Raw genomic sequence first — 11,705 nt, 5'->3', positions numbered from 1 at the left:
TGGGCGCGGCGGGAGCGTCCCCGGCGGTCGACCACCCCTGGGGGACGAGCGCTCGAGCGCCCGCCTGGACCAACCGGAGCGGCGAACGCCCGCACCGGCGTAGGACGAGGACGGCTCCGAGACGGGGCCGGGAACGGCAGTGCTGTGAGCGGAACGGGTTCGCGAGTCCGGACGATCCTCGGAGGCGTGCGCAAGCGCACGGCTCCGCTCCTGAAGAGCCCGGCGGTGCTGTCGCTCGGCGCCCGGGCCGTCTTCGTCGACGCCGCCCGCCTGCGCCGGGCGCGCCGCGCTCCGCAGGCCGCGGCCCAGGGTCGCGCGATCCTGATCGCGCCCCCCGGTGCCGGCAACATCGGCGACGCCGCGCTCGTCGGCGCGTTCCTCGAGAACGTGGCCGGCCCGATCACGGTCATCACCCGCTACCCGGGCGACATCCGGGTTCCCGCCGAGCACGCCGACCGCGTCGAGATCGTCTCGCTGGGCACCCTGCTCTACGGCGGACTTCCGAGCTTCGTGCGCGACCTCCGCCGCTTCCGCTCCATGCTCCCGGGCACCGCGTCCGTCTCGATCGTCGGCGCCGACATCATGGACGGCGCCTACAACTTCCGCGCCTCGACCAGCCGCGCGGTCGTCGCGCGCAGCGCCGCCTCGGCGGGAGTCGACACGCGCGTCCTCGGCTTCAGCTGGAACGGCAAGGCGCACCCGGCGGCGCTCGCCGAGCTGCGGGCGGCCGACCGCGCCGGCACCACGCTCTTCCTCCGCGACCCGCTGTCGGTCGAGCGCGCTCGACGCGACGGACTCGACGCGCAGGCCTCCGCGGACATCGTCTTCTCGGCCCGCTCCGTCGACAGCGAGCGGGCGAGCACCGAGCTCGACGCCCTCGACACGAGCGCCGGCATCGCGATCGTCAACGTCTCGGGCCTGATCGACACCGATCAGACCGGCGCGTACGTCGAGATCATCGGCGGCCTGCGCGCGCGCGGCCTCGCCGTCGTGCTGCTCCCGCACGTGATCAAGCACGGTCCCGACGACCTCGCGGCCTGCCGCAAGGTCTACGCCGCGCTGCCCGACACGACCGGCGTCGCCTTCGTCGAGGACGTCCTGAGCCCGGCCGAGGTGCGCGGCTTCACCGAGCGCGCCACCGTGACCGTCACCGGTCGCATGCACCTGGCGATCATGTCCCTGATGAAGGGCGTGCCCGCGATCACCCTCGCCACGCAGGGCAAGGTCGAGGGCCTGATGGCCATGTTCGAGCTGCCCTACCTGTGCGTCGAGCCCGGCGACGGACTCGCGACGCGCGTCGGAGAGGCGCTCGAGCGCGTCCTCTCGGACCGCGACGCCGTCTCGTCCGCGATCCTCGCGAAGCTGCCCGCCGTGCAGGAGCTCAGCGCCGCGAACTTCGCCGGCCTGCCCCGCACCTGAGCGGTGCGGGCGGCGGCTCGCGGGGGTCGTCGGCACGGGGCGTCCTTCTGGGCGTCGAGGTCGGGCGGAGGACCGCTCCGATCCGCGGCACTGCGGGGACGTCGGGCCTCTGGGGCAACGGCCGGACACGTCTCCGGCGCTTCTGCAGCGACCATAATCGCGGCCTTCGAACGCATGTTCCCGATGAGTGTTCCTCCGGATCGCTGACCCCCTTGACGGGGCGCGGGCCGATCGGACGCGCCGTGGCTGCTCGGAGCGGCGCCGCGAGCAGGTGATCCGGACGGGCGCACGCGCCGTCGAGCCGCCCTCGGCCGGCGCGGTCCTCCCGGGCTCGCGGAACGGCGATCGGCTCGCGGAATCCGGGGATTCCTGCGAGCCGAACGGGTTCCTGCGAGCCGGAGGTGGGAGTCCGGTCGCGGCGTCAGACCAGGCGCCGCCCGCTGAAGCGGTCGATCGACGCCTCGCGCGCCATCGCCCGCTCGTACATCCGGTGGAACGGCTCCGTCAGCACCCCGTTGGAGGCGTCGAGCGAGTCCTGCCACGCGACGATGTCCCCGAGCTGCGCCGTCAGATCCGCGCGCAGCGCCCTCTCGTCGACGGTGGTCGACTCGCCGCCCGAGACCACGACGCGGCCCGCCACGATGACCGTGTCGATCGACGAGCCGTTCTCGGAGTAGACGAGCTGGTTCTCGAGTCGCTGGCGCGGCGTGAAGTTGAGCGTCTCGAGGTCGAACAGCACGAGGTCGGCCTGCTTGCCCACCTCGATGCTGCCGGTGACCCCGTCGAGAACGGCGCTCCGTGCGCCCCCGATCGTGCCCGCCGTCAGCACCTCGGCGACCGTCGGCCACGAGGCGAGATCGGGGTCGGTCACCTTGTGCAGCAGCGCCGCGGCCTTGATCACGTCGAGCATCCGCGGGGAGTCGCTGCTCGAGCAGCCGTCGGTGCCCAGGCCCAGGTTCACTCCGGCGTCGTGCAGGGCGCGCCAGGGCGCGATGCCCGAGCCGAGCTTGAGGTTCGAGAGCGGGTTGTGCGAGATCGAGGTCCCGGCGGCGGCGACGCGGTCCATGTCGGAGTCGGTGAGCCAGATGCCGTGCGCGAACGTGGTGTTCGGCGAGAGGGCCCCGATCCGCTCCATGTACTCGACGAGGGTGCCCCCGTACGACTCCTGCCCGGTGACCAGCTGGGTCTTCGTCTCGAGGACGTGGATGTGGCACTCCGCGCCGTGCTCGAGCGCAAGCTCGGTCGCTCCGACCAGCAGCTCGGGCGCGACCCGCTGGGGCGCGGAGGGGGCGACCATGTAGCGCAGCCGCCCGCCGCCCCGTCCGTGCTGGGTCGCGAAGGCCTCGCGGCTGAACGCAAGGTACCCGTCGGTCGTCGGCCGCGACGCCGCCCGCGCCGACTCGAGGACGTCGGCCGGCAGCAGCTCCTCGAGGAACGGCATGGTCTCGAAGAAGGGCTTGCTGATCACATGCCCCGAGATGTTCGCCCGGATCCCGATCTCGTCGTACGCGTCGAACACCGCGGCCAGCTGCGCCGCGTCCTGATCCGGGTTCTCGAGCACGTCGTCGACCAGCGTCGTCACGCCCGCCTTCAGCGACTCGAGCGCGAACAGCGACGAGCGCAGCCGCACCAGGTCAGGAGCGACGCGACTGTCGCCCAGGATCGGGTACGAGAGCAGCATCCACAGCTCGAGCGGCAGGTTGTCGTAGCGCCCCTTGTAGAGGTACTCCCACGAGTGGGTGTGCGTGTTGACGAAGCCGGGGGTGACCAGGCGGTCGCGGCCGTCGATCACCTCGTCGCCCGGCTCCGGCGCCAGCCCCGGACCGATCGCGACGATCACGTCGTCGACGATGCGGATGCTCGCCGTGATCGGCACGGCACCCGAGAGCGGGTCCATGGTGATGACGGAGGCGTCGGTGATGAGCAGCGGCATGGCGGTTCCGTTCGTGGTGCGGTGGTGCGGGTCGTGGAGGAGAGAGAAGAGAGGAGCGGAGTGACGGGGCCGGCTACCCGAGGACCGGCTCGGCCGCGCGCGGCGACCGCTCCAGGGCCTCGCGGCGCTGCACCCACTCGTCGGCGTCGCCGCGTCCGAGCAGCAGGTAGGCCAGACCGGCCGAGACGGCTCCCGCCAGCCACGAGACGTCGATGCCGCCGAGAGCGGTCGCGGCCGGGCCCTGCAGCGCCGGAACCGAGCCGTTCATGAACATCCAGGTCAGCGTCGCGCCGATGGCGAACGAGAGCAGGGCGCGCCAGCGCACGTCCGGGAGCAGCGGCGAGCCGACCGGGGCGAAGAGGTGGCCGAACGAGCGCACGCGCTTCTCGAAGACGGCGTAGTGCACGAGCACGATCGCGCCCCACGGAGCGACCCAGCCGACGAGTCCGACCAGCCAGGCGTCGAGCGTGGTCGCCAGGTCGTCCTGGAAGACGAAGAAGACGGAGGCGGCGAAGGCGAGCACGCCGACGATCAGGCTCAGGGTGCGGCGGCCCAGGCGCACGTCCAGGGCCTGGGTGGCCATGCTGAACGAGTAGATGTTGAGGACGTTGGTGGCGATGGGGCCGTGCACGACGAGCAGGAGCACCGGGATCGCGAGGGCGCCGAAGTTGTCGACGATGAGCTCGCCCGGGTCCACGCCGCCGTTCTTCGTCGCGAGCGTCGCGCCGAGCAGGCCGAGCCAGACGACCGGGATGAACTGGCCGAGCACGCTGGCGAAGTAGAGCTTGGGCCGCGAGGCGCGCGGGCTGACGAAGCGGGAGTAGTCGCCGGCGTAGGCGAGCCAGGTGAGGCCCCAGCCGATGCCGATGGCGGTCATCACGATGGACATCGCGGCCAGGCGGTCACCGCCGGTCAGAGCGCCCTCGGCGGGTCCGGCGTAGGACCAGTCGATGTCGAGGAAGAACCACGCGACGATCGACATCACCGCGAGGACCACCAGGGTCGGCGGCACGGTCCAGCGCTCGAACGCGGCGATCGCGCGGTAGCCCAGGAAAGAGATCGCGACCTGGATCGCCATGATCACGGCCGCGACGGCGATCCGCCAGCCGACGTTCGACGCCTCGGGATCGACCAGACCCACCGAGCCGAGCAGGGCGATCACGAGGTCGAGCACGATCCAGGTGTTGATGGCGCACCATCCGATCACCACGACCGCCTGCACGGCGGCGGGGGCGTAGTTGCCGCGGCGGCCGAAGACCGCCCGGCCCAGCAGCATGCCCGTCACGCCGGTGCGCTGCCCCAGGAGGACGAAGAAGCCGAAGACCGCCATGCCCACCACGTTGCCGAGCACGAGCACGGTGACGGTGTCCCAGAGGCCCAGGCCCATGTTCACGCCCAGTGCGCCGAGGACCCAGTTGATCGGGGCGATGTTCGCCCCGGCCCAGATCCAGAACTGGCCGTCGATCCGGGCGGTGCGCCGGGAGTCGGGGAGGGGCGCGAGCGCCTCCTCGGAATCGGTGGTGCCGTGCAGGGCGTCGGTGCTCATGGCGGGTCCTCTCGGAGTGAGGTGGAGCAGGAGTGGCCGGGCGGCGGGGGAGCGTGCACGCGGTCGGCGGATGAGCCCACTCTGCTCCCGAGCGGTTTCGCGCGCCGCGCACCCGTGTAAATTCGCCGTGACGCGAGAGGACGTTCTGCATGGCCTACCTGCTCGCGGATGCGCTCCGCGACCCCCGCCTGTCGGCCGCCCTGCCCGTCGTGGTCGCCGGGGGCCCCCAGGCGCAGCGCTCCCTGATCCGCTGGGCGCACGCGAGCGAGCAGCTCGACGTGGGGCCGCTCCTCCTGGGCGGGGAGCTCCTGCTCATGGAGGGCGTGAACCTCTCACTCGAGCAGGATCCGGCGGAGTGCCGGCGGTACGTGGAATCCCTGGTCGCGGCTCGGATCGGTGCCCTCGCCATCGAGCTGTCGACCCGGCTCCCCTCCGTGCCGGCACCGCTCGTGGCCGCCGCCCTCGAGCACGGCCTGCCCGTGCTCTCGCTCTCCCGCCGCGTCCCCTTCGTCCAGGTGTGCGAGAGCATCAACACGGCGCTCACCGAGCAGAAGTTCCGGAGTCTGCGCCTGGCGGACAGATTGTCCGGTCTGCTCGGCGAGGCGGCCGCCGCCGAAGCGGGCGTCGAGGAGCTGCTGCAGGTCGTCGCCGCGGAGACCGGAGCGAGTGCCTCCCTCGTCTCGCCGACCGGCGAGCCGATTGCGCGGGCCGAGCCCGGCCGCGGCGTCGACACGACGCGCACGGCGGGCGCGTTCTCGGGCGTCCTTCGGGCGGGCGACTCCCTGCTGGGCACCCTCTACCTCCGGGCGCACGCCGACGCGGACGTGCACCCGGTCGCCGTCGCGCTGGATCGCGCCCCTGACGTGCTCGCGATCGCGGTCCTGCGGCACCGGCCGCCCGCGATCGCCGAGCGCCTCGCGGCCCAGCTCGTGGCCGTGCTCACCGCGACCGAGCAGCCGCCGTCGATGGACCTCCAGGTCGACGCGTTCCTCGAGCGACTCGGCGCCGGCGGGCGCGAGCGCTACCTCGGGGTGTCGGCCGACGCCGGGCACGACGAGCGGTCGCTGCAGGAGGTGCGCGGCGCGCTGCGTGCCGTGGCCGAGTCGGAGCCGGTGCTGAGCGTCGTGGGCACCGAGCTGCTGGCCCTGCTGCCCTTCGCGAGCGCGGCGGCGATGGAGGCGGCCCGGGCGGTGCTCCTGGAGGGGGTCGAGGGAGCGGGGCCCGTGTGCGTGGGCAGCGGCATCGGCGATCAGCGCTCGCTCGCGCGGGAGCTCGCCGAGGTGCGGGGAGTGCGGGAGTGGGCGCTCCCGGGCCGCGTCGTCGACGCGCGGCAGCACCGGCTCGAGCGCTTCGCGAGCACACTGCGCGACGCCCCCGCTGCCGATGACTTCGTCGAGGACCTCCTCGGCCCCCTCCTCGCCCAGCGGCCCGACCTGCTGGTGACGCTCGAGACCTACGCCTCGCTCTGGGGCGGCAAGACCGCCACCGCGGTGGCCCTGGGCATCGGGAGGCAGACCCTCTACGACAGGCTCGAGCGGATCGAGAGCATCCTGGGTCCGCTGGACGCGTCCCCCGCGCGCACCCGCGCGATCATGACGGCGGTGTTCCTGCACCGGGCGAGGGCGGCGCTCCCGCGCTGAGGGTGCGGCGCGGGAGCGGTGCCGTCACTCCTTCTCGGCGACGATCTCCGTGTCGGTCTCGTCGGCGCGCTCCCGCAGTTCGTCGGCCATGGCTCCCGCGCCCTCGGCGCCGTGGTCCTGGTCGACCTGCTCGACGAGGCCGCTCAGCTTCTCGTCGTTGCTCGCGTCCTCGGCGCCGTCCATGACGGGACCGGTCTGCTCGTTCTCGCTCATCAGTGGCCTCTCTCGCCGCGTCCTCGGAACGGCCGCGGGACTCCGACGCTACGGCCCGCCTCCGCTGCGCGCTCGACCTTGACGGGCGGAGCGGGTCGTGGGAGGGGGACGCCGAACGGCCCGGCCCGCTCCGCAGGGGAGGGGACCGGGCCGTTCGCCGGGACGCCGTGCTAGCGGAGCGTGATGGTGACCGGAGCGCTGATGCCGGTGTTGCCGGCGGCGTCGGTCGCCCGGGCGGTGAGCGGGAAGGTCCCGCGCAGGCCGGCCGTGGTCGTCGTCAGCTCCCAGGTGGTGCCGGTCGTGGCCGTCGCGTCGCCGACCTTCAGGCTGCCGAGGTAGAAGGCGACCGCCGTGACCGCGGTGTCGTCCGTCGCGGTCACCGTGGCGGTGGTGATGCCCCGGATCACCGCACCCGAGACGGGCGACGTGATCGCGACCTCGGGAGCGGTGGTGTCGACGGCGGGCGGCTGGGTCGCTCCGGGCTCCTCGGTCGGAGCCGGGATCGGCGTGGTCGACGTCGGGACCGGCACGGGGACGGTCGCGGTCGGCGTGGGCGTCGGGGTCGCGGTCGGAGTCGCGGTCGCCGTGGGCGAGGCGGTCGGGGCGGCGGTCGCCGTCGCGGTCGCCGAGGGGGTCGGCGCGGGTCCGCCGGCCTTCGCCGCGTGGGCTCCGGCGGTGTTCCGCGAGAAGGCGGAGCCGTCGATGTCGCGCGCGGCGGGGGCCGTCGATCCCCAGCCCTCGATGAGCGCCTCGTCGCCGTCGACGAGGCGGAGGTCGCCGGTGTCCTCGGAGACGAAGCGCGGGCTGCCCTGGATGTTGCCCTGCGCGTTCAGCAGCGCAGGCGCCTTGCAGAGCTTCGTGTTCCACGACGACACGATGGTGTTCGTCATCGGGCTGTCGCACGCGGCCAGGTAGCTGACGATGTTGCGATCGAAGACCGTGTTCGTCGCGCCCCCGACGCGCAGCGATCCGTCGACGAAGGTGTTGTTGCGGATGAGCAGGTCGCTGGCCGTGACCTCGCGGAAGTCGGCGGCCGAGCCTCCGCGGCACTGCGCGGTCTTGACGACGCAGCTCTGCACGAAGTTCGACTCGACGGTGATGTCGCTCATTCCGTCCCCGGCGCCTGGCGAGAAGATGATGCCCGCGTTGTAGCAGTTCGAGAGGGTGTTGCCGCGGAGGGTGACACCGGTGCTCTCGAACACCTGGATGCAGTCGGCGTGGAGGCCGTTGTTCTTGTCCTGGTCGTAGTCGCGGACGGTGTTGCCCTCGATCAGCACGTCGGATGCTCCGCCGACCTGGATGCCGTCGATGGAGGAGCCGTTCTCGAACAGCGAGTCGCGGACGACCGCGCCGTCGTTGCGGACGAAGAGCCCGCCGCCGTCGAAGTGGGCGGACTCGATGCTCTGGTTCGCGCCGTAGAGGTAGAACGTCGTCGACACGGTGATCTCGGACCAGACGATGTTCGCCACGTAGCTCTTGACGCGGGTGAGCACGGGCGAGGCCCCGGGAGCGGCGGTGACGACGAGGGGCTGGGCCGCGGTGGCCTTGCCGCCGCGCAGGGTCGCGTCGGGGTAGGTGCCGGTCGTGAGGCGGACGGTGCTGCCCGCGGGGGCGCTCTGCACGCCGGTGGAGAGGGCGCACGGCGCGGCCTGGCTGCAGGCGGTGCCGGTGCCGGTCGGGGACGTCCAGCGGTCGGGCACCGCCGCGGTGGCGGCGGGAGCGGTGACGAGCGCCGCCACGAGGACCACGAGGGCGAGGAGGACCGCGCTCAGGGATCCGCGCGGGGAGGTTCTGGAGGGTGCTGTTCTCGACAGTGCTGTTCGGGAGTGGGCTGCTCTGGGCATGGGTGTCGTCCGATCGACTCGTGAGGGCGAGGGCGGTGCCCGGGAGCGAGGAGGACCTCGTGATCGTTCGGCGGCCCGGGGCCGCCCCGGTGAGGGTGCGGCCCCGGCGTACGCGTCACTGCGTTCCGGGCGGGCGGTGCGAGTGGCTGTCGTGCGGTGGAGGGGCTGCGCACTGTGCTGTCAGTGCTGGTCGTGCTGGTCGTGCGTGGTCGTGGGCGTGCGTGCACCGGGTGCATCGGGTGGGGAGGATGCGCCGGGCCGCTGTCGGGCGGTCGTGAGCGCCTCGTCGGCAGCGAGGGCCGACGACCGTCCGGTTCGGGGCCGGACGGAGGAGTGGAAGTGGGCTTCGAGCGCCTAAGTTAGCGGCGCGAGGTTTCCACTTCGTGACGAACAGGGGCCGATCCCGCACCGACACGCCGAGGCCGTACCCCCAGAACGAGGCGGTACGCCGCGATCGTGGAGCGCGCGATGGCGTCCCACTCGAGTTCCGCCAGATCGGCCCGCTCGGGGGCCTCGCGCGTGTCGAGCCACTCGAGCGCCTCGTCGAGGACCGAGCGGTCGAACGTGCCGCGGTAGAGGCGCACCCACTCCGGGCCCACGAGGGCCGCCAGCTCGTGCATCGACCCGAGATCCGGGACGAGGACGGGGCGGTCGGCCGAGACGGCCAGGATCGCGGATCCCGAGTTCTGGATCGCCGAGTAGGGCAGCACGACGAGGTCGCTCGCGCGCAGCCAGAGCGCGATCCGCTCGTCGCTGAGGAACGCGAGCTCCAGGCGGATGCGGGGGTCGCCGCCGACGGCCTCCTCGATCATTCCGCGCAGTGGTCCGCGCGCCGGGTTGCCGGCGACCGCGAGCAGCGTGCCGTCGTCCTCTCGGGCGCGGAACTGCTCGATCAGGGTCGGGATGTTCTTGTACGGCCGGATCTGGCCCACCGACACCACGAGGCGGGCGTCGGGGTCGAGCCCGAGCTCCGCGCGCGCCTCGGCGCGGCTCGGCGAGAAGTCGTAGTCGTGGCGGTAGTGCCCGTGCGGGGTGACGAACGCCGGCACGTGGGCGAGCTCCGGGTAAGAGACGCGGATCGCCGACACGCCCTCCTCCGAGAGGCAGATGATCGCGTCGAGGTTCTCGGTCAGCAGTCGCCGGTACCAGTTCCGCAGGAACGGGGTCGCCCGCTCCTCGTGCGAGGTCACGTTGTGCGCGGTCCAGATCAGGCGCGTGCCGCGGAGCCGGGCGATGCGGAGGAAGCCGAAGAAGAAGACCAGGCGGGCGACGACGCGGTAGCGGCGGATCCCGCTGAGGAACGTGAGGTCCGGCCAGTGCAGGTGGACGATGTCGATCTTCGAGGTCAGCAAACGGAACCACGAGAGGTCGCGCACGAGCGCTCCCTCGGCCGTCATCGCCGTGTAGAGGCGCGCGTTGTAGGGGTTCGCGTACCGGGTGCGGAACGCGGGCTCCGCCTCGACGACGAGGCGCCGGCTCACGGCGCTCTCGGGCGTGAGGAGGCCGCGCAGCCGGGTGCGCAGCCGCGAGCGGAGGGTGCGGGTGCCGCCGGCGATCATCGGGCCGCCTCCGTGGCCGCACCGGTGCCGGGGACGCGGCCGAAGAGCGTGCGCTCCGCCTCCGGGTACCCCACGCGCCAGTCGGCGCGGCGCTGCCAGACCTCGGTCCAGGCGCGACGCTTGCGCCGCGTCGCCGTCTCGAGAACCGTCCGCACGAGCGCACCGGCCTGGAGCAGGGCGATGCCCGCGCGGGCGGGCAGCGGCTTCCAGGCGAGACGGATCATCGTGGCCTTGCCGGCCATCACCATGCACATCTTGCGGCCCGAGTTGCCCTCGGTCGCGGCGTCGCGCGTGGAGGCTCCGACGTCGTGCACGATCACGGCGGTCGGCACGATCACGGGTGCCAGACCCGCACGGCGGGCGCGGATCGAGAACTCGGCGTCCTCGCCGTAGAGGAAGAAGCGCTCGTCGAGGCGGCCGACGCGCTCGTACTGCGCACGCTCCATCAGCAGCAGGCAGCCGGTGATGATCGGCACCTCGCGGACCGTGTCGCGCTGCCAGCGGCCGAGCGACTCCGGATCCAGGAGCGGGTTGCCGCGGAAGGCGGTGGAGAGCATGGTCGCGTAGGTCAGGAGCGACCACAGGCTCGGGGCGCCCCAGCACGAGGACGGATCGACCGCGCCGTCCGGTCGCAGGGTGCGTCCGCCGTAGACCCCGTAGCGGGGGTTCGCGACGGCGAAGTCGAGCAGCGCGCGGAACGAGCCGTCGAGCACGAGGGTGTCCGGGTTCAGCAGCAGCACGTAGCGCTCGGTCGCGGCCGCGACTCCGCGGTTCACGCCGCGCGCGAAGCCGAGGTTGTCGCCCGCCTCGATCACGGTGGCCTCGGGGTGCGCCGCGCGGATCGCCTCGGCGCTGCCGTCGGCGGAGCCGTTGTCGACCACGATCACGTGCGGGGGCGTCGGAGCGTCGCCGCGGGGGATCGAGTCCAGGCACGCGAGCGTCTTCTCGCGGGTGTTGTAGCTGACGACGACGATCGCCAGGCTCGTGTCGACGGCGGTCGCGCTCGCGGACCCCGTCGTGCTCGCCGACTCAGGCACCGGTCGCCTCCGGTCGCTGCCCGATGACCTTGGCGGGGACGCCGCCCGCGATGCAGTTCGCCGGGAGGTCCTTGGTGACCACCGCTCCGGCGCCCACGATCGCGCCGTCGCCGATCGTCACTCCGGCCGTGACGACCACGTTCGCTCCGAGCCACACGTCGCGGCCGATGACGATGTCGCGCTCGACCTTCGCCTGGTCCATCACCGGGGTGCCCTGCACGATGCCGTAGTTGGACGCGGTGACCGTGACGTTCGGCGCCAGGAGGCACTTCTCGCCGAAGGTGATGCGGCCGGTCGCGTTGCCGGCCCACACGAGCGAGTTCTCGCCGATGTGGGTGCCGGCGCCGATCGTGATCCGCTCGGCGTTGCGGAACGACACGTTCGGCGCGAACGACACGTCGGCACCGCGCGTGAGCCGCGGGACCTGGTCGGCGTGGCTGTACGCGTGGAAGTGCAGCAGGCGCACGGCCTGCAGGTAGGTGCGCACCTTGGTGAGGGTGCGCAGCGGTCCGCC

General features: G+C 72.7%; 9 protein-coding genes. 2 read left to right on the top strand and 7 right to left on the bottom strand.

All coding sequences use genetic code 11. The annotated features are described in order from the left end of the window. Positions 1-186 precede the first annotated feature (186 nt). Positions 187-1,419, top strand: a complete 1,233-nt coding sequence (locus IOC53_RS17905) for a polysaccharide pyruvyl transferase family protein (protein WP_207407870.1) — start codon at positions 187-189, stop codon at positions 1,417-1,419. A gap of 421 nt (positions 1,420-1,840) precedes the next feature. Here IOC53_RS17905 and IOC53_RS17900 read toward each other — a convergent pair whose 3' ends face one another. Together IOC53_RS17900 and IOC53_RS17895 are read right to left on the bottom strand one after the other, a co-directional pair. Then, on the bottom strand, positions 1,841-3,352 hold the full coding sequence (locus IOC53_RS17900; RefSeq protein WP_207407869.1) for an amidohydrolase family protein: 1,512 nt from the start codon (positions 3,350-3,352) through the stop codon (positions 1,841-1,843). Positions 3,353-3,425: 73 nt separating this feature from the next. Continuing rightward, positions 3,426-4,898 carry a cytosine permease gene (locus IOC53_RS17895; protein ID WP_207407868.1) on the bottom strand — a complete coding sequence of 491 codons (1,473 nt, stop codon included), beginning with the start codon at positions 4,896-4,898 and terminating at the stop codon, positions 3,426-3,428. A gap of 149 nt (positions 4,899-5,047) precedes the next feature. Here IOC53_RS17895 and IOC53_RS17890 point away from each other — a divergent pair, with 149 nt between their 5' ends. Continuing rightward, positions 5,048-6,538, top strand: a complete 1,491-nt coding sequence (locus IOC53_RS17890; RefSeq protein WP_207407867.1) for a PucR family transcriptional regulator ligand-binding domain-containing protein — start codon at positions 5,048-5,050, stop codon at positions 6,536-6,538. A 24-nt stretch (positions 6,539-6,562) separates the two neighbouring features. Here IOC53_RS17890 and IOC53_RS17885 read toward each other — a convergent pair whose 3' ends face one another. The 5 genes from IOC53_RS17885 to IOC53_RS17865 form a co-directional block, all read right to left on the bottom strand. Next, positions 6,563-6,751, bottom strand: a complete 189-nt coding sequence (locus tag IOC53_RS17885; RefSeq protein ID WP_207407866.1) for a hypothetical protein — start codon at positions 6,749-6,751, stop codon at positions 6,563-6,565. Between the two features lie 170 nt (positions 6,752-6,921). Then, positions 6,922-8,499, bottom strand: a complete 1,578-nt coding sequence (locus IOC53_RS17880; RefSeq protein WP_207407865.1) for a right-handed parallel beta-helix repeat-containing protein — start codon at positions 8,497-8,499, stop codon at positions 6,922-6,924. A 455-nt stretch (positions 8,500-8,954) separates the two neighbouring features. Beyond that, complete coding sequence (locus IOC53_RS17875; protein ID WP_207407863.1) at positions 8,955-10,154, bottom strand: glycosyltransferase; 1,200 nt, start codon at positions 10,152-10,154, stop codon at positions 8,955-8,957. Then, the gene (locus IOC53_RS17870; RefSeq protein WP_207407861.1) at positions 10,151-11,191 is read right to left on the bottom strand and encodes a glycosyltransferase family 2 protein; all 1,041 of its coding nucleotides are present in this window, start codon (positions 11,189-11,191) and stop codon (positions 10,151-10,153) included. The genes IOC53_RS17875 and IOC53_RS17870 overlap by 4 nt, the downstream gene beginning before the upstream one ends. Next, on the bottom strand, positions 11,184-11,705 hold a 522-nt coding region (locus IOC53_RS17865), incomplete at its 5' end, for an acyltransferase (RefSeq protein WP_307786250.1). The genes IOC53_RS17870 and IOC53_RS17865, both read right to left, overlap by 8 nt.

The organism is Rathayibacter sp. SD072 (assembly GCF_017355185.1).
Lineage (GTDB): Bacteria > Actinomycetota > Actinomycetes > Actinomycetales > Microbacteriaceae > Rathayibacter.
Note: the sequence above shows the minus strand (reverse complement) of the source record. Positions and strands in the feature narration are given on the sequence as shown.

Coding starts and splice junctions, on each gene's coding strand:
- IOC53_RS17875 (WP_207407863.1), bottom strand. CDS start 10,154: ATGATCGCCGGCGGCACCCGCACCCTCCGCTCGCGGCTGCGCACCCGG.
- IOC53_RS17885 (WP_207407866.1), bottom strand. CDS start 6,751: ATGAGCGAGAACGAGCAGACCGGTCCCGTCATGGACGGCGCCGAGGAC.
- IOC53_RS17890 (WP_207407867.1), top strand. CDS start 5,048: ATGGCCTACCTGCTCGCGGATGCGCTCCGCGACCCCCGCCTGTCGGCC.
- IOC53_RS17895 (WP_207407868.1), bottom strand. CDS start 4,898: ATGAGCACCGACGCCCTGCACGGCACCACCGATTCCGAGGAGGCGCTC.
- IOC53_RS17900 (WP_207407869.1), bottom strand. CDS start 3,352: ATGCCGCTGCTCATCACCGACGCCTCCGTCATCACCATGGACCCGCTC.